Origin of the sequence: Paraburkholderia sp. MM5482-R2 (genome assembly GCF_050436125.1) — a bacterium.
Taxonomy (GTDB): domain Bacteria; phylum Pseudomonadota; class Gammaproteobacteria; order Burkholderiales; family Burkholderiaceae; genus Paraburkholderia; species Paraburkholderia tuberum.
Window position 1 is genome coordinate 204,175 of record NZ_JBNDLP010000001.1, and the last position, 21,012, is coordinate 225,186.

Consider the following 21,012-nt stretch of genomic DNA (forward strand, 5'->3'; position numbering starts at 1 on the left):
CATTTGAAACATGTGCAAGGAGATAACCATGGATACGGCAGTCGCCGAACCGAAGGTCGAATCGATTTTGAAGCCGGGTAAGGTTTCCATCTATCAACCGGACCAGGAAGGTTTGATTTTTCCGGAGTTGCCCAACTTCAAGAATGTTGAAGAGCACAGACAATATCTTAAGGAGCATCTGGTCGCTGCATGCCGTGCGTTCGCGCTGCAGGGCTACGATTATGGTTTCGCTGGTCATCTGACAGTGCGTGACCCGGAAAACCCAGGCTTGTATTGGACCAACCCGATGGCTGTGCATTTTGCCCAAGTCAAGGTGTCCAACCTCATCTGTGCTGATCACAAGGGTACCGTCGTCGAAGGCGAATACGCCATCAATCGCGCGGGCTTCGTGCTGCACGCTGCGGTTCATGAGCAGCATCAGGACATCGTCGCAATGTGCCATGCCCACACGGTGTACGGCACCGCCTTCGCTGCGCTGGGCAAGCCCCTCGCTCCCATCTCGCAAGATGCCGCCGCATTCTTCGAAGACCACGTCGTTATCGGTGACGAGGCCGGCAAGGTTGCAGTCGAGGTCAAGGGCGGCAACAAGGTGGCCAACGCTTTTGCAGGCGTGAAGGCAGCCATTCACCAGAACCACGGCCTGCTCACGGCAAGCCGTCACAGTATCGATTCGGCCGCGTTCTGGTTCATCGCCCTTGAACGCTGCTGCCAGCAGCAACTGATGATTGAGGCGACCGGCATCACCCCGAAGGAGGTCACCCCGGACCGCGCGCGCTACAGCCGCGAGCACGTGGGCAGCGACTATATCGGCTGGCTGCATTTCCAGACCATCTGGAATGACCTCGTCGCGACACAGCCGGACATGTTCGACTAAGGTTGGTTTTGCGAGCTTCGACCTGGGCCAGCGCCTCACGCGGGCGTTGTCGCAGGTCATCAGCGGCGGAGAAAGCACAGAATCGCACCCGCCGGTAACGGAAGGCCCCCAGGAGACAACAAATGAGTTCCCACAGTCCAGCCGCATATCTGGAAGCGAGTGATGAGTCGTCAGCGTTTGCGAAAGCAGCGTGGCGACTGGTTCCGTTTCTCTTCCTGTGCTATCTCTGTGCATATCTTGACCGCATCAATGTAGCGTTTGCGAAGCTGCAGATGCTCAGCGACCTTGGATTTAACGAAGCTATCTACGGCTTCGGCGCCAGCGTGTTTTTCATCGGTTATTTGCTATTCGAAGTCCCGAGCAACCTCATTCTCACGCGCGTTGGTCCTCGTCGATGGATTGCCCGCATCATGGTTACATGGGGGATTACTTCCGTCGGAATGATGTTCGTCAAAACGCCGACAATGTTTTATGTCATGCGCTTTCTGCTCGGCGTCGCAGAGGCTGGATTCTTCCCGGCAATCGTCTTGTATCTCACCTACTGGTTCCCCGCGTCGCGGCGCTCGAAGGTCACGGCGCTGTTCATGACGGGTATTCCGATGTCCGGCGTAATTGGCGGGCCGCTTTCAGGTTGGCTGATGACGGCGCTTGCCGGTGCCCACGGGATGGCCGGGTGGCAATGGCTGTTTCTGCTGGAAGGTGTTCCGACAGTCATGCTTGGCGTCATCGCTTTCTTCTTTCTTGACGACAAGATTCAGGACGCGAACTGGTTGACCGAGCCGCAAAAAGCTGTCATCGAACAGAAGCTGAAAGAGGAGGCGCCGGAGACGTTGCTTCATTCCGTGAAGGACGGCCTGTTGAATCCCAAGATTCTGCTAGTAAGCGGTGTCTACTTCTTCTATACGATGGGCCTGTACGGTGTGAGCTTCTGGTTGCCGACACTGATTAAGACGAGCGGCGTTTCTGACCCGCTTAACGTAGGTTTGCTCACGGCCATTCCGTATGCTGTCGGCGCTATCGCGATGGTGGTTGTAAGCCAAAGCTCGGACCGCACCGGTGAGCGGCGGTGGCATCTGATTGTGCCGGGGATTGTCGGTGCGCTCGGACTGGCCCTGAGTGTCTCGTTCGCTCACTCAACGATTCTGGCGATGATTGCCTTGACGATAGGAACTATGGGTGTGATGACGACGATTTCCCAGTTCTGGGTGTTGCCCCCCGCTTTCCTCAGTGGAGCCGCGGCGGCCGCTGGACTTGCATTGGCGAACTCGGTCGGGAGCATTTCGGGTGTCGTCAGCCCATCGCTGATTGGCGTCATCAAGAACGCGTCGGGCTCGGCTGGCGCTGGCGTTCTCGTGCTGTCGGCCAGTCTGGTAATCGGGGGCTTTCTGGTACTGCTGGTGCCCGCAGGTCTTGTGAACAGCCGGCGGCGCTAATCGGAATACCGGCCGGCACAGGTGCCCTGCCTGTGCCGGCTTTGTGAGTTCGATGAAACGCTCTGCTTGCGGGGAGCGCTACGGTGCAGCGAGCGGGTGGCCGCCGGCTGCAGTAGCTGCCTCGCGCATGTGGCGAATGAGGTTTTCCCTTGCATACTCGGTGTGCTGCACGCTGAGTTTCGCGGCCAGTTCTTCGTCACCTTGGGCAATCGCGTCAGCAATCGCGGCATGCTCGTCCCAAACAGTCTTTCGTTGACCGATAACCTGATGGACTGCTCCCATTACCCGCCGCAGGTGCAGCCAGTGCAGGCGGGCATTTTCGACGATAAGTGGATTTCCGGACGCCGCGTAAATTGCGGAGTGAAAAGCCATGTCTGCCTCAATCATTGCCTTGATGTCGTCGCCCTTCGACAGCTTTCGTCCCTGCGAGATGAGGCTCTTGTCAATCTTAATTCGCTGACGTGCGGCCAGACGCGCAGCGAGGCCATCAAGGGCGCCGCGAAGCTCGTAGAGATGCCCAATTCGGGTCGCATCGAGGGGAGTAACCTGCAATCCGCGACCCGGCGCGTCTTCCACCAGCCCGTCCTTTTTTAGCATCCGAAAAGCTTGGAGGACGGGCGAGCGGGAAACAGCTAGCTGTTCAGCGATTTCTTCCTGTACGATTCGGGCGCCCGGGGCAATAGAACCCTCGCTGATAGCATCTACAAGGACTCGGTAGACCTCGTCGACGTAATCGGTGCGGGCCTGAATCTTCAGAAGTTTTGCGGGCATGGCGACAGCGCTGTGGATACTGAATACCGACAGCTTATCAGTATTGCTTCGGTCAGAGCGAATTGCGCAACGATGCAGGGTGTTTGCGATGTCCTCCAAGCGTCACGGAAGACGTTGGTTTGCGGCTGGAGATGGCCTGCGGTTATCGACCGCCTCTGCGGGGAAAGCCGCTCAAAACTCGGTAGAGTCTCAAGAGGCTTTGGCGCCATTACTGTTCGTCGGCAGACGTGCTGACGAGCCAGACAGGCAATTCGGCAGCAGCCTTACTGACATAGAGCACGTCCGGAAGGGGAGAGCTAACTTCGAACGCTGTCCCCATTTCATGGCGACAGCTAGCGGTGTGGCCGCATTCATCTTCTTGCGCCAGGATGACGACCGCGACTGCGCAAAATTCGCTTTCCCTCGACGATTCCGAGCGCAATGTCGGCTAGTAGACGATGCGCCTTGCAGGTTGCCGAGCTGCGAATAACTATCGAGATAAGGCCCGACGTGGCGCGTCCGAGAATCCACTGTGCTTGAACCTCGCCCACCGCATCCGAATCAATGGGAACTCGAAGAAGGCCTGCTACGCTTCCAAACTGCTCATTCCCTTTGAGCACATTGTGTGCTCTAGCGGGGATAGTTGCAGTATCCGTCTGTGAAGTATGTGTCGATGCGATGCGCCCACCTCTCCGAAAGGCAAAGCCAGTCTCGCCAATCATGAAAGTGTCGGCGTCGCGACCCACCAGTGGACCCGCCCTCAAAAACTCAGGCATTCTCATATCGACTCGTCTCCATTGTGGCTAAGGGGGAAGCACGCATCAGGTACCGAGTCCTGTATGCCCGGCGCTGCGTACACAGCCAATAACTGGCGGCTCGAAAACCATACAAAAGTGCAAATACTCAGCCATGGCTCGCGCGCCGGCGAGAGTACCCTTGCGCTTTCAAAGGTGGCCCGGATGTCTGCAGCCGAGCAAAATCCACGAGCGAGCCGATGGTGGGATTTGTGCTTCGCATGGACCAAATGACTTGAAAATCTATGTTGGGGCAACCTTCGAGCGGTCTAAGCGATATGTCTTGCCGTGTGCTTTCTCCAAGAATCGATTCAGGGACGAGCGCAACTCCGGCGTCTGCCGCCACTTAGTTGCATCAAGTCGTCGGGCTGGTCGACGCTGTAACGTACATCGGGTGCAAATCCGCGCGACCGACAGTAGTCCGAGCAAGCGTCTAGGAGTCCGTCCGATGAGCGCTCACTGCACATTATGAACGGAACGTGGTGTAGGTCCTTTGCTTTGATAATTCGGTCACCTATTAGCCGCTTCCTCGCGACAGCGAGTCTCAACGGCTCGCTCCAGACTGCCTGGCGAAATAGGTCGTTTTGGACGAATCTTGAAGGCGTGACGGCGACGTCAATGGAACCGAGGAGAATTTGTTCGGAGAGGCCTGTTGATAAGCTTTTAGTGGTACGCAGCCGGATTCCCAGAAATCGCTCACTAAATGCCTTCATCAATGACGCGGTTCGCGACGAGCCGGTCCACAGTGATAAGCCCATGCTAACTTGTCCCGATTGTCCGCCGCAATCGCGCGGACGTTTTGCTCTGCTACATTCAGACTTGCCAGAATAGCCTTGGCGTCGCGATAAAAAGCAAGGCCAGCTTGAGTTAGAGTAACTTGATGCGAGGAGCGCTCGACAAGCTTCACCCCGATTGACGCTTCGAGAGCGGCTAGTTGCCGACTCAAGGGGGGCTGCGTGAGGTTAAGCAGCTTCGCCGAGCGACCAAAATGACGCGCTTCAGCGAGCGTTACGAAATATCGGAGCGGCTTGACATCAATCATCCGTGACTAGGCGAGAGAAAGAAGATCATCATCAGTTCGTCACTTGGAACGGCTTTCGAATGGTATGACTTCCTGCTTTATGGCGCACTCGCTCCCGTCCTCGCCAAGCAGTTTTTCTCGGGCGTGAACGAAACCACCGCCTTCATCTTCGCCTTGCTGACGTTTTCCGCGGGGTTTGTCGCGCGCCCGTTCGGCTCGCTGGTATTCGGCCTGATCGGCGATCTGATCGGGCGCAAGCGCACCTTCGTCGCCACCATCATGTTGATGGCGCTGCCGACGTTCATCGTGGGCCTATTGCCGGGCTATGCGAGCTGGGGCCTTTACGCATCCGCCACGCTGATTGTCCTTCGCGTGCTTCAGGGTCTCGCTGTCGGCGGCGAGTACGGCGGCGCTCTGGTGTACGTGGCCGAACACTCGGCACCGGGCCAGCGCGGGAAAGACACGTCATGGCTTTCCGCGATGACTCCCGCGGGCATCATTCTCGCCTTGTCGGCGACGCTCGTGACGCGCACGCTCGCGGGCGAAAGCGCGCTTGCGGAATGGGCGTGGCGCGTGCCGTTCCTGGCGTCGATCGTGCTTTTCGGCATTTCGATGTGGCTACGCCTCAAGCTGAAGGAATCGCCGGTCTTCGCCGAAATGAAGGCCGCCACGCGCGACCAGCGCCGGCCCATAAGCGAAGCATTCGGCGACTGGCGACACCTGCGAACGGCGATCCTGCTCGCGATCGGCGTGAACACTGCAATCGGCGTAATGGCGTACACGGGGGAGTTCTACACACAGTTCTTTATGGCGCGCACGCTTGGCATTGACGGTAAGACCATCAACTGGATCATGCTGCCTTCGCTGTTGCTGAGCATTCCGGTGTACATCGTGTGCGGCTGGCTCGTCGATCGTGTCGGCCGCAAGCCGGTGTTTCTCGTCGGCACGCTGCTGGCAGCGCTCACACTACAGCCGTGCTTCCGGCTGATGACGCATTACGGCAACGAGGCGCTGGAGAACGCGCAGCGCACGGCCCCGGTCACGGTCACGGCCGATCCGGGCGCATGCGCAGTGCAGTTCAATCCGGTCAGTGCGACGGCCCTCACCACGTCGTGCGACATCGCGAAGGGTTATCTGGCCAGCCACATGATTTCCTACTAGACCCAGGCGGCGGCTGGTGCGGTCGCGTCGGTGACGATAGGCAAGACGACCTTGGCCGCCTTCGAGGGCAGGGGCTTGTCGAAAACCGAGTTTGCGGCACGCGAAAAGCAGTTCGAGGCGCAGGTGCAAGCCGCGCTCACCGCCAACGGCTACCCTGCGAACGCCGCGCCTGCGGACGTGCGTCGCGGCGTGCTGATTGTGATTGTCACGTACCTCTTGTCCTTGCTCGCCGTGATCTATACGCCTGCGGGCGCGTGGATGACCGAGCTGTTTCCCACGCGCATCCGCTACACCGCGATCTCACTGCCCTACAACATCGGCGCGGGGTGGGTAGGAGGCTTCATGCCCAGCGTCGCATTTGCGATGGTCGCGGCCAACGGGAATGTCTACTTCGGGCTGTGGTATCCGGTTGTCACGCTTGCGGTTGCATTCGTGGTCGCAGCGCTCGGCTTGCCCGATACCCGTGACCAGCGGCTTGACGTGCCCATCGGCGCGGGCAACGACGAAGCCGGCACGCCGAGGAACCGGATGCTTCCGTCCGGTCCATGCACTGATTCGAGGAGAGACACATGACGGCGACGATGATTATGCAAGACGCCACGCATTTGCCCACAAGCCCGATGAGCGAGGCCGAACAAAAGCTGCGCGTGGAACTGGCAGCCGCATACAGGCTCGTCGATTACTTCGGCTGGACCGAGCAGATCTACGGGCATTTGACGACGCGCATACCGGGCACCGACAACCACTTCCTGATCAATGCGTTTGGCCAGACCTACGACGAGGTGAGCGCGTCCAGTCTCGGCAAGGTCGATGTTAACGGTAACGTGATAGCGGGCAAAGATGCGTCGGTCAGTTACGCGGGCTTCGTGATTCATTCAGCCATTCACATGTCGCACGAGGCGCGCAATCAGATGGTCATGCATATTCATTCGCGCGCGGGCATGGCGATCGCGGCGATCAAGGAAGGCTTGCTGCCCATTTCCATGTTCGCGACCGTGTTCTACGAGAATCTGGGCTATCACGCTTACGAGGGCGCTTCTCTGTATCTGGACGAGCGCGAGCGCATTGTGCAATCGCTCGGCTCTGCGCGGGCGATGATCCTGCGCAATCATGGTCTGCTGGTGACGGGGGCGACCGTGCCCGAGTGTTTCCTGCGTCTCTATCGCCTAGAACGCGCCTGCCAGATTCAGGTCGATGCGGCCGCGTGCGGCACGCTCAACCCAGTCGCACCCGAAGTCGCGCGGCGCTTGAGCGAAGACCTCGACTCGTTCCAGGACATGCAGCGCGTGCCGGAAGGGACGACCGAGTTCGCCGCGCTAATGCGAAAGCTCGATCGCATGGATAGCGGTTACCGCAACTGAGGAACGTCCGCTTTCACATTCGCCAAGGCCCGCCCGATCGAGATGGGACGCCATCGCTTCAAGGGCCACTGCGGCGCTCGGCGTTGTTGTCGGCACTCTTCGTATCGCTAAGGCGCGGGGAGCGCAATAGACGCTATTGCTGATAACTCTCGCATTGGCACTTCAAGGTTGTCCGCGTGTGTGCCAACCTCAACGAATCCAGCAGCCAGCGCACACGAAAGAGCAGCGAGATGTCATAGGTCAAGCACTAAAAGTGGCGTTCGCGAGCGGGAGCAACATGGCAAGAACTGGTCGCCTGCAGCTTTCTCGTCGTCTGTCAGATAGCTATCCCTATGGTCGGGCTCACCGTCGATAACGCGCGTCAAGCACGTCCCACATACACCTTGTTCGCACGAAGTCGGAACTTCAATTCCGCCCGCAGCAAGCGCTTCGATTATTGTGCATTCAGGTAGCACATCCAAGGTAACACCGGTGCTTCCTTGTATTGCATCTCGCGCGTCAGCGAACGAACCATTTGACTTCGCGTCTGAACTGCCATCGCGAGGAATCGAGCGGTATCGGATACGCTGCCGTCGAGCGGCTCGGAGAGCGGCCAGATCACAAGCGCCTCGACGACTTCGCGCATAGTGCGCCCCGCAGCCTGGAATGTGAGTACGCCCCCCGCGTGAGGAAACATTTACGATACGTGCCCATCGCTTCTCTTGCATCAGAGGAAGCTGCATCTTGGACAGCATGAAAGGAGCAGTCAAGAACGCCACTGAGCGCGATGGAAGGAGCAAAGCAAGCTAGCAGCTTTCAGCGAGCTAGGCGCTTGACGAGGAGTCGTCACTGCAAGGCTTACCCGGCGTATGGGGATTCCGAGGCGTGCAAAAGGCAAATCAGCACTTCGGCAAAAATTGCCTTGTTTTGAGAAATGGGGTAGGCACGGGCTACCGCTTTGAGAAACGCTAAACGTCCGAGGCGGCGCAGCATAGGCGGTGAACACGAGATCGCGCCAGCCAGCCTGCGCGCGCTCGTCAACTTAATACCGCTACAGCGACTGGCTTTCCTCCTGGGTCAGCGCGTGCTCGCGAAACAGGAATTCCGCGCGGTCGCCCTGGCCGGCTTCGATCGCCTGCACAATGCCGTGATGCTGTCGATGCGCATAGAAGAGCAGATCGCTCATCTTGCTGTCTTCCCTGCCACCGAACGCGACGCTTTCCGGCGAGGTGAACGGCACGAGGTTGCAGCGCGATGTGAACTCGGACACGAGCGGGACGTTGGCGGCTTCGAGCACCATCGAATGAAAGCGCTTGTTCATGTCGCCGTACGCGAGTTCGCTCTCTGTATCGAGGCGGTCGCGCTGCGCGAGAATCCGGTCGCCTTCCGCGAGGCAGACGCGAAGCGCGGCGATGACCGCGGGCGGTGCGCCGCGCTCCGCAAGCGCGCGCGCGGCGAAGCCTTCGAGCATCGCGCGCAGGCGCAGCGCCTGCTGCGTCTGTTCCGTCGTGAAGACGCGCACGCAATACCCCTTGCGCCCCGCGGGCGCGAGAAGGCCCTCCTGGGCGAGCGCGGGCAGCGCCTGGCGGATCGGCATGCGCGAGGTGCCGAGGCGCTCGGCGAGTTCCATTTCGAGCAGGCGCTCGCCGGGTTTCAACTCGCCGCGCAGGATCATTTCACGAAGTTTCAGCGTCGCGGTGGGCTGGTGCGGGGTCATGGCGGGTTCGAATCGTTCAGAGGGCCGCGCGAGGCGGAACGGGCTGAAATGATACCAATTTGCCGCTGATCGAATGGACCCTGAGGCGTCGCTCGATGCGCCAATACATGCGCGTCAAGGCGACAATCATAGGTGTTGTGGATCCATGAAACGGACTTCAGCGCGTGAGGCTCTTTCAATGCGGCAAGCCGGTCGGGAACGACGATGAGATGACACATCGCGGTTTGGTCGATGCAGGTAGGGCGCCTCGCGCCGGGCATTCACCGATATATCCGCTACGCACGGGTGGTACGCACGCCTCGCACATCGCATCGGCGTGTCGGCCCGCGTGATCGCCGCAGCGCATCGAGGCAGCTTAGCGGCGGGCCCAGGAAGGAACCCATTGCGCCGGCGGAACGCGGTAGCTGGCGCGCCCGCCCCGCACCCGCAGCGCATCGAACACATTGCGCGGCGTTCGGTCTCGTACATCGGCGCGGCCATTCAGCACAGGAACCCGGCTCGCGTGATGAGGCTTTTCAGCACCGTGATCGAACGCGTTTCCACGGCAATCTGAGGCGCCTCGAGCCCCTGCGACTGGAAGAGCCGCTGCAATTCCTCGAACGGTGCCGTCCCGCGCGGCGGCACGCACCATTGTGCATCGCGCGTGTCGGCGAGTGTGAGGCTGCTTTGGGCGCGCAGCGGATGATCGAGCGCCGCGACGATGTCGCTGACGTCGCTCCATTCGCAATCCTTGATCGACACAATCTCCGCGGTGTCGTGTGTCGCGGTGCCGAGCGCGAGATCGATCTCGCCCCTGACGAGCGGGTGCGCGAGCCGGTCCTACACTCCCTCGATGATAGTTACCCGCAGGTTCGGCCAGCGCGCGAGCACGTGACTGACCGCTTTCGGCAGCACGAGGCTTGCGATGCTCGCGACCGCGCCAACACGGATCGTGCCGCGCGCGAGGCCGCGCATTGCGTCGATCTCCGCATCGCGCCGCAACTGCGACGCGTGCGGCAACAGCGTGCTGCCGATCGCCGTCAGCTGCATATGCTTCGAATGACGTTCGAACAGCGCGCAGCCGACGTCGTCTTCGAGATTCTTGATGGTGCGGCTCAGCGCGGGCTGGCTGAGATTGAGAAGTTCGGCAGCGCGGCCAAGGCTGCCCGCCTCGGCGATCGTGACGAACGCGCGCAGTTGCAGAAGATTGAAAGTCATGCGTCGATGTTAGGGCTGAGGGATGCCTGGAGGAAAGCGCCCGTATGGTGGCAGGGCATCGGATCGCAATCCCGCCTGCCGGTCGCGAATCGGGCAGCCTGGCGACTACCTCTATGGTGTGGTCCGGCGTTTCGCGCGGAACCAGTCAGACGGCGTGCGCAGGCCGTGACGCCCCGCGCACGCCCATACCCACACACTACAGATCGAGCACGATAACCGTCGACCGCGACCGCGAGCAGCACGGCAGGAGCTGATCGTTTGCGGCCCGTTCCTCGTCGGTGAGATAGCTGTCGCGATGCTCCGGCTCGCCTTCGACGACCCGCGTCAAACAGGTCCCGCACACACCCTGCTCGCAGGCCGTCTGTATCTCGACGCCCTGCGCGGCGAGCGCCTGTACGATCGACTGATCGGCGGCCACGTCGATCGTCTGCCCGGAGCGGTGCAGCCGCACCTGGAACGCGCCGCATGCCGACGCCGGCTGTGCCGGCGCCGCGAAATACTCGCGATGCAGGCGATCGTCCGCCCATCCGGCCGCCTTCGCGCGTTCGAGCACCGCATCGATGAAGCCGGCTGGCCCGCACACGTACAGGCACCTGCCGGGCGCCGGCGCGGCCACGACCTGGCCGAGATCGATACGGCGTTCTTCCGGATCGACGTCGTGGTAGATCCGCGTGTGCGGCTGCAGGTCCGGCTCCGCGAACCGGTCGGTGAAAGCGGTGCGCTCTGGCGAACGCGTGCTGTAGTGCATCTCGAACGAGGCGCCGCGCGCGGCCAGATGTTCGGCCATGGCGAGAATCGGCGTTACACCGATGCCGCCCGCGATCAGCACCGTGTGGGTCGCGTCGGGATCCAGCGGGAACAGGTTGCGCGGCGCGCTGATCTCGACGTGCGTGCCCGGCTGCAACTGATGCATCGCGACCGAGCCGCCGCGCGACGACGCGGGGTCGCGCAGCACGCCGATCCGGTAGCGATGCGTCTCGCCGGGCGCGTTGCACAGCGAATACTGGCGCACCAGCCCGTCGGCGATCTTCACGTCGATGTGCGCGCCCGCCTCGAACGCGGGCAGCGGCGCACCATCCATGCTGACGAATTCGAACACGCAGATGTCCTCTGCGGCCGTGCGCTTGTCGGCGAGCAGGACCTTCATCACACCTGCTCCGGCTCGGTCGCGCGTTCCGCTGCGATCAGGCGGTCGAGCACCTTGCGCGACTGCACGCCGCCCGAGTCGATGTTCAGCTTGAGCAGACGACGCTCCGGGTACGTCAGCAGGTTGCGCTGCTGCGCTTCGAGCATGTCCTGGTCTTCAGCGAAGATCTGCCCCTGGCCCTTGCGGATCGCGGCGGTCAGCTCGGCGTCCTGCGGCCGGTAGTTGCGCGCCATGCCCCAGAAATACCAGATCGACGTGTCGGTTTCCGGCGTGATGAAGTCGACGACGATGCTCCCCGCCTTGTGTTCGGGCGCGGCGTGATAGCCGCCCTTGCCGGTATGCGCGACGCCGACTTCGATCATCACGTGGCTCGGCGGCGAGAAGCGGCAGATCTGCCAGCGGTCGCACGGTACCTTGTCGTTGAGTCCGTTCGCGCGCAGTGCGCCCGCCCAGAACGGCGGCGGCATGATGCCCTCCATGTGGCGGCTCGTCACGACGGAGTCGCCTTCGACGGTCGTCACGGGCGGGGCTTCCTCGATCTCATCCTGGCCGATGCTGGTCGCGTGAACGTAGGTCTCGTGGGTCAGGTCCATCAGGTTGTCGATCATCAGGCGATAGTCGCAACCGATGTGATAGAGGCCACCGCCATAGGCCCAATGCTCGCTCTCGGCCCATTCGAGATGCGGGATCTCAGCCGGGTCGGCCTTCGCGGCGTCGCCGGGCCATACCCAGATGAAGCCGTGACGCTCGACCGCCGGATAGCGCCGCACTGCCGGGAAGCCGCCGACCCGCTGGCCGATCATCTTCGCGCAGCGGCCGTCGTGGCCGACCGTGAGGCCGTGATAGCCGCACACGAGTTGGCCTTCGCGCACGAAGCCGAGCGACAGCGGCGCGCCGCGGTGCGGGCAGAAATCCTCCAGCGCGGACACCTCGCCGTTTTCGCCGCGGAAGAACACCATCGCCTCGTTGCAGATCTTCCGGCCGAGCGACTTGCCGTCGATCTCGTCCGGCGTGCATGCGACATACCAGGTGTTTGTCAGGAACATGTTTTTCGTCTCCTGGGAGCGTATCGCGCTCCCGTCCGTTCATCGTGATTGGGATAGCTAATCAAAAATGCAAGGGTCCCGGCGGCAGCTCGCCGTGACGACGCGTCGTTGATCCGGTTTGGCCGGCGGGCCGGCCGGCGAATCAGTCGTGCGCCATGCTGTATTCCTGTGTGACGATATGTTCGCGGCACATGAATTCCGCGCGATCGCCTTGCCGGCGGCGGATCGCCTCGACGATCGCGTGGTGCTGGCGATGCGCGTAGGTCAGCAGATCGACAGACAGGTTACGGTCGGTGTGGCCGAACGCGACGCTGCCCGGCGAAACGAAGGGCACGAGATTGCAGCGCATCACGAACGATTCGAGCAGCCCCGACTCGGTGCCGCCAACGAGCAGTTCGTGGAACGTCGCGTTCATCTCCGCGTACTGAATCTGGGTTTCCGAGGTCATCGAGCGCGCTGACAGCAGCGCGTCGCCGGTGGCGAGGCATGCCTCCATCTGCGCGAGCAGCGCTTCGGGCGCGCCCTGTTCCGCGAGCGCGCGCGCGGCGAAGCTTTCCAGCGCGCCGCGTAGACGCAGCGCGTGCTGGCTTTCGCCAGGCGTAAACGCGCGCACCGCGTAGCCGCGATTGCCGGCACGCACGAGCAGGCCTTCCTGCGCGAGTACCGGCAACGCCTGGCGCACGGGCATGCGCGACACCCCGAGCTGCTCCGCGAGCGGAGCTTCCTTGACGCGCTCGCCGGGTTCGAGCACGCCGTTCAGGATCATCTCGCGCAGTCGCAGAATGGTCGGAGTCGCATGAAGCATCGTGATCCTCAAAAAAAGGAACCGGGCATCAAAGCCAGGACAGGATGGGGTGAATTATTGGATCCCAAAACTCCAAAATACAGCGGTATAAACCCTAATTTTTCCTGTTTTGGGATCCAATGTAGCATTGATACCCATCAATGGACGGCTCGTCGGCGGGCGTCGCGGCCCACAGAGCCGGCGCGCCGCGACGGTTGCCGATCCGCCACGGAACAACACGGGAGACAGGTTTTGGCAACAATCATCGGAGGGATCGGTACGTCGCACGTACCGACGATCGGCCTCGCCTACGATAAGGGCAAGCAGGACGATCCTGCGTGGGCGCCGCTGTTCAAGGGCTACGAGCCGGTCGCGCAGTGGCTCGCCGACAAGCGGGCCGACGTCCTGGTGTTTTTTTACAACGATCACTGCACGACCTTCTTCTTCGACCTCTATCCGACTTTCGCCATCGGCATCGGCGAATCGTTTCCGATCGCGGACGAAGGCGGCGGCGCGCGTCCGCTGCCGCCGTTGCGCGGCGACGTCGCGTTGCAGGCGCATATCGCCGAATCGCTCGTCAACGACGAATTCGACCTCGCGGTGTTCCAGGACAAGCCGATCGATCACGGCTGCACGTCGCCGTTGCCGTTGATGTGGCCGCACCGCCCGGACTGGCCGGGCACGATCGTGCCGATCGCGATCAACGTGCTGCAGTATCCGCTGCCGACCGGGCGCCGCTGCTACAAGCTCGGCCAGGCGGTACGTCGGGCGATCGAGTCGTATCCGGAGGACCTGCGCGTCGTGGTCGTCGGCACGGGCGGGCTGTCGCACCAGATCCACGGCGAACGCACCGGCTTTAACGACGAGGAATGGGATCGCACCTTCCTCGACCTGCTCGAACGGGATCCCGAACAGCTGGCCGAACTGAAGCACGTGGAGTACGTGCGGCGCGGCGGCGCGGAAAGCGTCGAGCAGATCATGTGGTTGTCGATGCGCGGCGCGCTCGGCCCGGCCGTGAAGCGCGTCCACCTGAACTACTACCTTGGGATGACGACCGCGATGACCGTTACCGTCTACGAGGAGGCCGTATGAATCCGCAACTCGAAGGCATCGAGCAGGTCGCCGGCACCTACATATTCGATCTGCGCACGAGCAACCGGACACTGAAGCTGAACCGCTTCTTCTGGCGGATGATCGACGCCAGCTACCGCGCCGCCTACGTCGCCGATCCCGCCGCGACGATGGCGGCGGCCGGGCTCACGGTCGACGAGCAGGCGATGATTGCGCGGCTCGACTGGATCGGGCTCGTGCGTCACGGCGTGAATTTCTTCGTGCTCGAAAAATTCGCGCGCGTCGCCCGGCTGTCCAATCTGGAAGTTTACGCGAGCATGCGCGGCGAGACGCTCGATGCGTTCCTCGCAACCCGGCGCGTGCCGACCATGCGCTGAGCGGCGTTCGAGGGGGCGCGACATGGGACCGGTTTGTATCGACGCCGAACCGGCGTGTCCGCAAGACAGCGGCGAACCGGATTCATGGGGGCGTGCGGCGCCTTGCGCGCCGGGCGGCGGTGTGCTGCTGCTCAAGCTGCGTTCATTGCGCGCCGTCGTCGCGGTGATCGGCCACGAATCCGTCACGCAGGCCGCGCATTCGCTGCATTTGTCGCCTTCGGCGGTGGCCCGCGCCGTCTCGGACATCGAGAGCGAGCTGGGTTTCCCGCTGTTCCAGCGCAGCGTGCGCGGCCTCGTGCCGAATCCGGCAGGGAGCCTGCTCGGCATGCGCGCGACGCGCGCGCTCGCCGAACTGGCTGACGGGCATCGCGAGGCATTTGCCCACGCGGTCCGGCCCGGCGGCGCGGAGCGCAATGTGGAGCGCGGCGCGGGCCGTTTCGCCGAGGTGGTGACGCTGCCGCAACTGAGCAGTTTTGTCGCGGTGTCGGAACTCGGCAGCGGCGCGCTCGCGGCGCAGCGGCTCCAGTGTTCGCAGCCGACCATCCAGCGCAACCTCGACCAGCTCGAGAATCTGTCGGGCATGAAGCTGTTCCGCCGCACGCCGCAGGGCACGCGGCTCACCGACGACGGCCTCGCGCTGCTCGGGCCCGTCAAGCGCGCGCTGTGGGAACTGGCCATCGCCGACGACGAACTGGGACGCTTCGGCGGTCGCCGCCACGGCTCGGTGGTCGTCGCGGCGCTGCCGCTGTCGAGCAGCTTTCTGCTGCCGCAGGCGATCGACCGGCTCCTGTGCAAGCACACGGACCTGATGGTCACCATCGTCGACGGCACCTACGATGCGCTGATCCGGCAGTTGCGCCATGCGGACATCGACATGATCGTCGGCGCGCTGCGCGTGCATGACGTGCCGTCCGATATCCTCCAGGAAGCGCTGTTCGACGACACGTTGACGGTGGTCGCGCGCCCCGGACATCCGTGCTTCAAGCAGTGCGCCACGACGCTCGCGGACCTGATGGCCTACGACTGGCTGACGCCGCTGCCCGGCACGCCGGCCCGCACGACCTTCGAACGCATCTTCGTGGCCGACGGGCTCGCGCCGCCGAAGACGCGGCTGCAGGTGAACAGCTCGGCGGTCGTACGCGGGTTGCTGTCGGGCAGTAACCGGCTCGCGCTGCTGTCGCCGGTGCAGATTTTCGAAGAACTGCAGAGCGGCGAACTCGCGGTGGCGCCCGTACCGCTGCGGGACGCCACCCGCGCGATCGGCATCGCGACGCGCCGTGACGGCGTGCTGTCGCCCGGCGCGCTGCAACTGGTGGAGGAACTGCGCGCGGTGTCGGCGGCCATGCGCGGCGGTGCCTGAGCTGTCCGACGCGCGCGAGTCTCGCGCGCGTCGTCGTTTTCCGAATGTTTCCGAGTGTTCCGAACCGACGCGTGCCGCCGACGCCCGCATGCGCGTCCCGCAGCGCCCTTTCGTGCGCGGCTGACGAGGCGCGGGTGAAGCGTCGCTAAATCCGTTTGGGATCCCGTACGGGAAATCCCGGGGATATACGAAAAACGCAATGTGCACGCAGAGAGTTGCAATCGACGGGATCCCGGCCGTTCTTTAAGCTTCATTTTCCAACACATAGGATCCCGACGCGGTCGGGCTACCTGAAAACTGACGACCCAAGACGTCGTCGAGGAGACACCACAATGACAAAGCGCCAGACATGGCTCGCGCTGATGTGCGCGGTACTTTTCCAACAACCGGCCCTGAGCCACGCCGACGAAGTGAAGGTCGGTCTGCTGGGCCAGTTTTCCGGCCCGTATTCGTGGTGGGGCAAGGAATACCAGCGCGGTGTCGACCTCTTTCTCGACCAGAGCAAAGGCAAGTTCGGCAATGACACGCTCACCGTCGTCTCGCGCGACGAGGGCGGCGTCAACCCGCAGCGCACGCGTCAGCTCGCCCAGGAACTGGTCGTGCGGGATCACGTGCAGTACCTGTTCGGTACCGCGTTTACCCCGAACGCGCTGGCGGTCGCCGACGTCGCGAACCAGACGAAGACGCCGTTCCTGATCGGCAACTCGGGCACCTCCAGCGTCACCAGCAAGTCGCCGTATTTCATCCGCATGGGCTTCACGCAGTGGACGGTCAGCGTGCCGCTCGTGCAGTACGCGGTCAGCCACGGCGCGAAGAGCGCGGCGATCGTCGTCGCTGACTACGCACCCGGCCAGGATGCCATCGACGCGTATTCCGACACATTGAAGAAGCTCGGCGGCACAGTGGCGGCGCAAGTGCGCGTGCCGCTCGGCACCACGGACTTCTCGAGCTACCTGCAACGCGTGAGCGATGCGAAGCCGCAGGCGGTGCTGCTGTTCATGCCGGTCGGCCCGATGTCGGCCGGCTTCATCAAGGCGTTCAAGGACCGCGGTCTCGACAAGTCGGGCATCACTTTGCTGGCGACGACGGAGACGATGGAATCGGACCTGCCCGCGATCGGCGACAGCGCGCTCGGCCTGCAGACGGCCCTGCACTACTCGCCGTATCTCACGACGCCGGAAAACCAGGCATTCGTGGCCGCCTACAAGGCGAAGTACGGCAAGGATGCGATTCCGAGCATCGCTTCGGTGGCGGCGTATGACGCGATGCACGTGGTCGCCGAGATGGTGAAGGCGACGCACGGTCAGAAGGATGGCGACAAGGCCATGGCGACCGCGAAGGGACTCGCGTGGACCAGCCCGCGCGGCCCGGTGTCGATCGATCCGAAGACGCGTGAAATCGTCCAGAACGTGTACATCCGCCAGGTCGAGAAGATCGACGGCGTGCTCGGCAACAAGCCGATCGCGACCTACAAGGCAGTGATGGAGCCGTGGTACCAGGCCCATCCCACCACGGTGCAGTAATGGCAGCAGCGAGCAGGGTGTTCGGATCATGATGCATTCCCTTGTCACTTTCGCCGGGCTGTCGATCGACGGCATCACCTACGGGATGATGCTGTTCCTGATCTCGGTCGGCCTGACCGTCACGCTCGGCGTGATGCGCGTGGTCAATCTCGCGCATTCCGCCTTCGCGATGATCGGCGGCTATTTCACGCTCTGGGCGATGCAGCACCTGAACGTGAACTTTTACGCGGCTCTCGTGCTCGGCATCGCGGGCACGATGCTCGTCGGCGCCTTGCTCGAACGCACGTTGTACCGCTGGGTGTACGAGGCCAACGGGCTCGGACAACTGCTGATGACGATCGGCCTCGCCTTCATCATCAGCGCGCTGTTCAAGAACCTGGCCGGCCCGCAGTTGCAGGCGATTCCGGTGCCGGAGAGTCTGCAGGGCAACTGGACGTTCGGCGCGCTGTCGGTGTCGATCTACCGGATGTTCGCGCTCGCATGCAGCGCGGTCGTCGCGATCGGTATCTGGCTGGGGCTCGAACGCACCAACTTCGGCGCGAAGCTGCGCGCGGCCGTCGACAACCCCCGCATGGCGCGCTGCGTCGGCATCAACGTGCCGGTGGTGTTCTCGATCACGTTCGCGATCGGCTGCGGCCTGTCCGGTCTCGGCGGCGCGCTCAGCAGCCAGATCCTGCCGCTCGAGCCGTACTACGCGCTGAAGTACCTGGTGCTGGTGCTGATCGTCGTCGCAGCGGGTGGCCTCGGCAGCCTGCGCGGCTCGCTGTACGCGGCGCTGCTGCTTGCGCTGATCGACACCTTCGGACGCTACTACCTGCCCATCGCCGGTGCGTTCGTGATCTACCTCGCCGTGCTCGCGATCCTGCTGATCCGCCCGCACGGCCTCGTCGGAAGGGCCTGACGCAATGAAGCATGCAATCAACACTTCGGGCAATACGTCGAACGGTCCATCGATCCGCCACGCCTTCTCGCACAGGCGCATCGGGCTCTTCGAAGCGCTGTTCGTCGCCGCCGCGCTGGCGACCTACGTGTTCGCCGATACCTATCTCGCGCTCGCGACGAGCGTGCTGATCATGGCGGTGTTCGCGCTCTCGCTCGATCTCGCGCAAGGCTATACCGGCATCGAGACGCTGGGCCATGCGGCCTTCTTCGGCAGCGGCGCCTATGCGGCCGGACTGTTCGCGATGCACGTGGGACAGGATGCCTTCGTCGGCCTCGCGATCGGCGCGGTGGCGGGCGCGGTCGTCGGCCTCGTGACGGGCATCGCGGTGCTGCGCGTGAGCGGGCTCACGCAGATCATGCTGACGCTGACCTGCAGCACGCTGCTCTATGAACTCGGCAACGTGGCGAAGGCCTTCACGATGGGCGACGACGGCCTGACCGGCTACACCATCGCGCCGCTGTTCGGCCGCTTCACGTTCGACATCTACGGCCATACCGCCTACGTGTACGCGTTCTGCGTGCTGGTCGTCGTCTACCTGTTCGCGCGCTACCTCGTCAATTCGCCGCTCGGCCTGACCGCCCAGGGCATTCGCGACAACCCGGTGCGCATGGCGCTGCTCGGCGTGCGGGTCGGCACGCGCCGCCTCGTGATGTACACGATCGCGGCGGCGATTGCGGGCGTCGCGGGTGCGCTTTCCGCACAGGTCAACAACATCGTCGCGCTCGACACGCTCGGCTTCACGCTGTCGGCCAACGTGCTCGTGATGGTGGCGCTCGGCGGCCCGGGGCGGCTCTATGGCGCGATCCTCGGCGCCGTCGTGTTCGTCGTGCTGTCGGATCGTGCGGCGGCGATCGACCCAGTCAACTGGCTGGCGGCGCTCGGCGTGGTGCTGATTCTCGTGGTGCGGTTCGCGCCGGACGGATTCGTCGCGCGCTTCGCGACGAGCCGCCGCGAGCGGTGCCCGGCCGCCGCAGCGAAGGAGGTCGCGTGATGACGGCTGCACTGGAGGTGAATGGGCTGTCCAAGCGCTTCGGCCGGCTCGAAGTGACTCGCGGGGTCGCGCTGCGGCTCGCGCCCGGCGACCGGCATGCGCTGATCGGCCCGAACGGCGCCGGCAAGAGCACGCTGATGAACCTGCTTACCGGCGTGCTGCGGCCCGACGCCGGCTCGGTGAAGGTCGGCGGCCGCGACGTGACGTCGATGTCCGCGCATCAACGCGTGAAACTCGGCCTCGCCCGCACGTTCCAGCTCAATTCGCTGTTCGTGACGTTGACGGTCGCCGAGAACATTGCGCTCGCGCTCAGCGCGAAGCATGGCTTCGACGGTCGCATCGGCCGCGCGCTCGGGCATCGTCCGGCGCTCGTCGAAGAGGCGGCGGAGGGGCTGCGCGCGCTGGGAATTCTCGATCTTGCCGGCCGCCGCGTGTCGGAACTCGCATACGGGCAGCGCCGCCAGGTCGAGATCGCGCTCGGACTCGCGCTCGATCCGAAGGTGCTGCTGCTCGATGAACCGGTCGCGGGCGTGCCGTCCGCACAGGGACGCAAGGTTTTCGACCTGCTCGAACGGCTGCCGTCCGATGTTGCCGTGATGGTGATCGAGCACGACATGAATCTCGTGTTCCGTTTCGCGAAACGCATCACGGTGCTCGTCGAGGGCGGCGTGCTGCTGGAAGGCGACATCGATACGGTCCGCAACGACCCGCGCGTGCGCGATATCTATCTGGGGAGACGTCACGATGCCTGACGCACTGCTGGACCTGAATGGGCTCAGCGCCGGCTACGGCGAGACGAGCGTGCTCGAAAACGTGAACATCGGCGTCGCGCTGGGCGAAGCGGTCGCGGTGCTCGGCCGCAACGGCGTCGGCAAAAGCACGCTGCTGATGAGCCTGCTCGGTCTGACCACCATGCATGGCGGCACGCTGCATTATCGCGGCGAGGACATCAGCGCGTGGCCCGCGTGGCGGCGCGCGCGCGCCGGGCTCGCGTTGGTGCCGCAGGAACGCGAGATTTTTCGCTCGCTGACCGTCGAGGAAAACCTGCTGGTGTCGGCAATGCCCGGCAACTGGACGCTCGAGCGCGTGTACGAACTGTTCCCGCGTCTCGAAGAGCGGAACCGCAATCTCGGCCACCAGCTGTCCGGCGGCGAGCAGCAGATGCTGGCGATCGGCCGCGCGCTGATCGGCAATCCGAAGGTGATCCTGTTCGACGAGCCGTTCGAAGGCCTCGCGCCCGTGATCGTCGACCAGCTCGTCGATGCGTTCTGGAAGCTGCGCGCGGACCAGGGGATCGGCGTCGTGCTCGTCGAACAGCACGCGGATCTTGCGCTGGAGCTGACCGATCGCGCCCTCGTCCTCGATCGGGGGCGCGAAGTCTGGGCCGGCCCCAGCCGCGACCTCGCGGCGGACGGCGCGTTGCTCGGCACGCTCGTCGGCCTCGAAAGCGCCTAGTGAGAGTGAATTAGCGCCTCGTGGCGCA

The 21,012-nt window shown here is 63.3% G+C and carries 21 protein-coding genes and 2 pseudogenes; 13 read left to right on the forward strand and 10 right to left on the reverse strand.

The features are described from left to right. Positions 1-28: 28 nt before the first annotated feature. Together OKW37_RS00840 and OKW37_RS00845 are read left to right on the forward strand one after the other, a co-directional pair. Entirely contained in the window at positions 29-874 is an 846-nt protein-coding gene (locus tag OKW37_RS00840; protein ID WP_429401442.1) for a class II aldolase/adducin family protein, read from the forward strand. A gap of 122 nt (positions 875-996) precedes the next feature. Further along, positions 997-2,307, forward strand: a complete 1,311-nt coding sequence (locus OKW37_RS00845; protein WP_429401444.1) for an MFS transporter — start codon at positions 997-999, stop codon at positions 2,305-2,307. Between the two features lie 78 nt (positions 2,308-2,385). Here the strand turns inward: OKW37_RS00845 and OKW37_RS00850 are convergent, their stop codons facing one another. The 3 genes from OKW37_RS00850 to OKW37_RS00860 form a co-directional block, all read right to left on the reverse strand. After that, on the reverse strand, positions 2,386-3,078 hold the full coding sequence (locus OKW37_RS00850; protein ID WP_429401446.1) for a GntR family transcriptional regulator: 693 nt from the start codon (positions 3,076-3,078) through the stop codon (positions 2,386-2,388). 1,084 nt (positions 3,079-4,162) lie between these two features. Further along, positions 4,163-4,609: a LysR family transcriptional regulator substrate-binding protein gene (locus tag OKW37_RS00855; RefSeq protein WP_429401448.1), complete on the reverse strand. Its 447-nt coding sequence runs from the start codon at positions 4,607-4,609 to the stop codon at positions 4,163-4,165. Beyond that, entirely contained in the window at positions 4,564-4,893 is a 330-nt protein-coding gene (locus OKW37_RS00860; RefSeq protein WP_429401450.1) for a LysR family transcriptional regulator, read from the reverse strand. The genes OKW37_RS00855 and OKW37_RS00860 overlap by 46 nt, the downstream gene beginning before the upstream one ends. Positions 4,894-4,923: 30 nt before the next feature. Here OKW37_RS00860 and OKW37_RS00865 point away from each other — a divergent pair, with 30 nt between their 5' ends. The 3 genes from OKW37_RS00865 (at position 4,924) to OKW37_RS00875 (ending at position 7,394) form a co-directional block, all read left to right on the forward strand. Next, the gene (locus OKW37_RS00865; protein WP_429401733.1) at positions 4,924-6,033 is read left to right on the forward strand and encodes an MFS transporter; all 1,110 of its coding nucleotides are present in this window, start codon (positions 4,924-4,926) and stop codon (positions 6,031-6,033) included. A gap of 75 nt (positions 6,034-6,108) precedes the next feature. Then, the gene (locus OKW37_RS00870) at positions 6,109-6,606 is read left to right on the forward strand and encodes a hypothetical protein (protein ID WP_429401451.1); all 498 of its coding nucleotides are present in this window, start codon (positions 6,109-6,111) and stop codon (positions 6,604-6,606) included. Continuing rightward, positions 6,603-7,394: a class II aldolase/adducin family protein gene (locus OKW37_RS00875; RefSeq protein WP_429401453.1), complete on the forward strand. Its 792-nt coding sequence runs from the start codon at positions 6,603-6,605 to the stop codon at positions 7,392-7,394. The genes OKW37_RS00870 and OKW37_RS00875 overlap by 4 nt, the downstream gene beginning before the upstream one ends. A 233-nt stretch (positions 7,395-7,627) precedes the next feature. On the opposite strand, the pseudogene OKW37_RS00880 reads toward OKW37_RS00875, so the two are convergent. The 7 genes and pseudogenes from OKW37_RS00880 to OKW37_RS00910 all read right to left on the reverse strand — a co-directional run. Next, a pseudogene (locus tag OKW37_RS00880) lies at positions 7,628-7,852 on the reverse strand (2Fe-2S iron-sulfur cluster-binding protein); the annotation flags it as partial. Beyond that, on the reverse strand, positions 7,828-8,019 hold the full coding sequence (locus OKW37_RS00885) for a hypothetical protein (protein ID WP_429401455.1): 192 nt from the start codon (positions 8,017-8,019) through the stop codon (positions 7,828-7,830). The gene OKW37_RS00885 and the pseudogene OKW37_RS00880, both read right to left, overlap by 25 nt. Positions 8,020-8,424: 405 nt before the next feature. Continuing rightward, positions 8,425-9,090, reverse strand: coding sequence for a GntR family transcriptional regulator (locus OKW37_RS00890; protein ID WP_429401456.1), 666 nt, complete (start codon positions 9,088-9,090; stop codon positions 8,425-8,427). Positions 9,091-9,405: 315 nt separating this feature from the next. Continuing rightward, a pseudogene (locus OKW37_RS00895) lies at positions 9,406-10,287 on the reverse strand (LysR family transcriptional regulator); the annotation flags it as partial. Positions 10,288-10,483: 196 nt separating this feature from the next. Continuing rightward, positions 10,484-11,434, reverse strand: a complete 951-nt coding sequence (locus OKW37_RS00900; protein ID WP_429401458.1) for a PDR/VanB family oxidoreductase — start codon at positions 11,432-11,434, stop codon at positions 10,484-10,486. After that, positions 11,434-12,480, reverse strand: a complete 1,047-nt coding sequence (locus OKW37_RS00905) for a Rieske 2Fe-2S domain-containing protein (protein WP_429401460.1) — start codon at positions 12,478-12,480, stop codon at positions 11,434-11,436. Before OKW37_RS00905 ends, OKW37_RS00900 begins: the two co-directional genes overlap by 1 nt. Before the next feature lie 142 nt (positions 12,481-12,622). Then, positions 12,623-13,285: a GntR family transcriptional regulator gene (locus OKW37_RS00910; protein ID WP_429401462.1), complete on the reverse strand. Its 663-nt coding sequence runs from the start codon at positions 13,283-13,285 to the stop codon at positions 12,623-12,625. 231 nt (positions 13,286-13,516) lie between these two features. On the opposite strand from OKW37_RS00910, the gene OKW37_RS00915 reads away from it, so the two are divergent. The 8 genes from OKW37_RS00915 (at position 13,517) to OKW37_RS00950 (ending at position 20,984) form a co-directional block, all read left to right on the forward strand. Next, positions 13,517-14,356 carry a gallate dioxygenase gene (locus OKW37_RS00915; RefSeq protein WP_429401464.1) on the forward strand — a complete coding sequence of 280 codons (840 nt, stop codon included), beginning with the start codon at positions 13,517-13,519 and terminating at the stop codon, positions 14,354-14,356. After that, entirely contained in the window at positions 14,353-14,712 is a 360-nt protein-coding gene (locus tag OKW37_RS00920; RefSeq protein ID WP_429401466.1) for a protocatechuate 3,4-dioxygenase, read from the forward strand. Before OKW37_RS00915 ends, OKW37_RS00920 begins: the two co-directional genes overlap by 4 nt. A gap of 22 nt (positions 14,713-14,734) precedes the next feature. Next, positions 14,735-16,072 (forward strand): LysR family transcriptional regulator, encoded by a 1,338-nt coding sequence (locus OKW37_RS00925; protein WP_429401468.1) that lies wholly within the window; start codon positions 14,735-14,737, stop codon positions 16,070-16,072. Between the two features lie 332 nt (positions 16,073-16,404). After that, on the forward strand, positions 16,405-17,595 hold the full coding sequence (locus OKW37_RS00930; RefSeq protein WP_429401470.1) for an ABC transporter substrate-binding protein: 1,191 nt from the start codon (positions 16,405-16,407) through the stop codon (positions 17,593-17,595). A 28-nt stretch (positions 17,596-17,623) separates the two neighbouring features. Beyond that, a complete protein-coding gene (locus tag OKW37_RS00935; protein ID WP_429401472.1) occupies positions 17,624-18,496 on the forward strand; it encodes a branched-chain amino acid ABC transporter permease in 873 nt (290 codons plus the stop codon). A gap of 4 nt (positions 18,497-18,500) precedes the next feature. Then, entirely contained in the window at positions 18,501-19,529 is a 1,029-nt protein-coding gene (locus tag OKW37_RS00940; protein WP_429401474.1) for a branched-chain amino acid ABC transporter permease, read from the forward strand. Continuing rightward, positions 19,529-20,281 carry an ABC transporter ATP-binding protein gene (locus OKW37_RS00945; RefSeq protein ID WP_429401476.1) on the forward strand — a complete coding sequence of 251 codons (753 nt, stop codon included), beginning with the start codon at positions 19,529-19,531 and terminating at the stop codon, positions 20,279-20,281. The genes OKW37_RS00940 and OKW37_RS00945 overlap by 1 nt, the downstream gene beginning before the upstream one ends. Beyond that, complete coding sequence (locus tag OKW37_RS00950; RefSeq protein ID WP_429401478.1) at positions 20,274-20,984, forward strand: ABC transporter ATP-binding protein; 711 nt, start codon at positions 20,274-20,276, stop codon at positions 20,982-20,984. Before OKW37_RS00945 ends, OKW37_RS00950 begins: the two co-directional genes overlap by 8 nt. Positions 20,985-21,012 lie beyond the last annotated feature (28 nt).

Excerpts from the sequence above, each read along its gene's own strand:
- OKW37_RS00930 (WP_429401470.1), top strand. The coding sequence starts at position 16,405 with ATGACAAAGCGCCAGACATGGCTCGCGCTGATGTGCGCGGTACTTTTC.
- OKW37_RS00885 (WP_429401455.1), bottom strand. The coding sequence starts at position 8,019 with ATGCGCGAAGTCGTCGAGGCGCTTGTGATCTGGCCGCTCTCCGAGCCG.
- OKW37_RS00860 (WP_429401450.1), bottom strand. The coding sequence starts at position 4,893 with ATGATTGATGTCAAGCCGCTCCGATATTTCGTAACGCTCGCTGAAGCG.
- OKW37_RS00940 (WP_429401474.1), top strand. The coding sequence starts at position 18,501 with ATGAAGCATGCAATCAACACTTCGGGCAATACGTCGAACGGTCCATCG.
- OKW37_RS00925 (WP_429401468.1), top strand. The coding sequence starts at position 14,735 with ATGGGACCGGTTTGTATCGACGCCGAACCGGCGTGTCCGCAAGACAGC.
- OKW37_RS00845 (WP_429401444.1), top strand. The coding sequence starts at position 997 with ATGAGTTCCCACAGTCCAGCCGCATATCTGGAAGCGAGTGATGAGTCG.
- OKW37_RS00920 (WP_429401466.1), top strand. The coding sequence starts at position 14,353 with ATGAATCCGCAACTCGAAGGCATCGAGCAGGTCGCCGGCACCTACATA.
- OKW37_RS00875 (WP_429401453.1), top strand. The coding sequence starts at position 6,603 with ATGACGGCGACGATGATTATGCAAGACGCCACGCATTTGCCCACAAGC.
- OKW37_RS00945 (WP_429401476.1), top strand. The coding sequence starts at position 19,529 with ATGACGGCTGCACTGGAGGTGAATGGGCTGTCCAAGCGCTTCGGCCGG.
- OKW37_RS00910 (WP_429401462.1), bottom strand. The coding sequence starts at position 13,285 with ATGCTTCATGCGACTCCGACCATTCTGCGACTGCGCGAGATGATCCTG.
- OKW37_RS00840 (WP_429401442.1), top strand. The coding sequence starts at position 29 with ATGGATACGGCAGTCGCCGAACCGAAGGTCGAATCGATTTTGAAGCCG.
- OKW37_RS00905 (WP_429401460.1), bottom strand. The coding sequence starts at position 12,480 with ATGTTCCTGACAAACACCTGGTATGTCGCATGCACGCCGGACGAGATC.
- OKW37_RS00935 (WP_429401472.1), top strand. The coding sequence starts at position 17,624 with ATGATGCATTCCCTTGTCACTTTCGCCGGGCTGTCGATCGACGGCATC.
- OKW37_RS00950 (WP_429401478.1), top strand. The coding sequence starts at position 20,274 with ATGCCTGACGCACTGCTGGACCTGAATGGGCTCAGCGCCGGCTACGGC.
- OKW37_RS00850 (WP_429401446.1), bottom strand. The coding sequence starts at position 3,078 with ATGCCCGCAAAACTTCTGAAGATTCAGGCCCGCACCGATTACGTCGAC.
- OKW37_RS00900 (WP_429401458.1), bottom strand. The coding sequence starts at position 11,434 with ATGAAGGTCCTGCTCGCCGACAAGCGCACGGCCGCAGAGGACATCTGC.
- OKW37_RS00855 (WP_429401448.1), bottom strand. The coding sequence starts at position 4,609 with ATGGGCTTATCACTGTGGACCGGCTCGTCGCGAACCGCGTCATTGATG.
- OKW37_RS00890 (WP_429401456.1), bottom strand. The coding sequence starts at position 9,090 with ATGACCCCGCACCAGCCCACCGCGACGCTGAAACTTCGTGAAATGATC.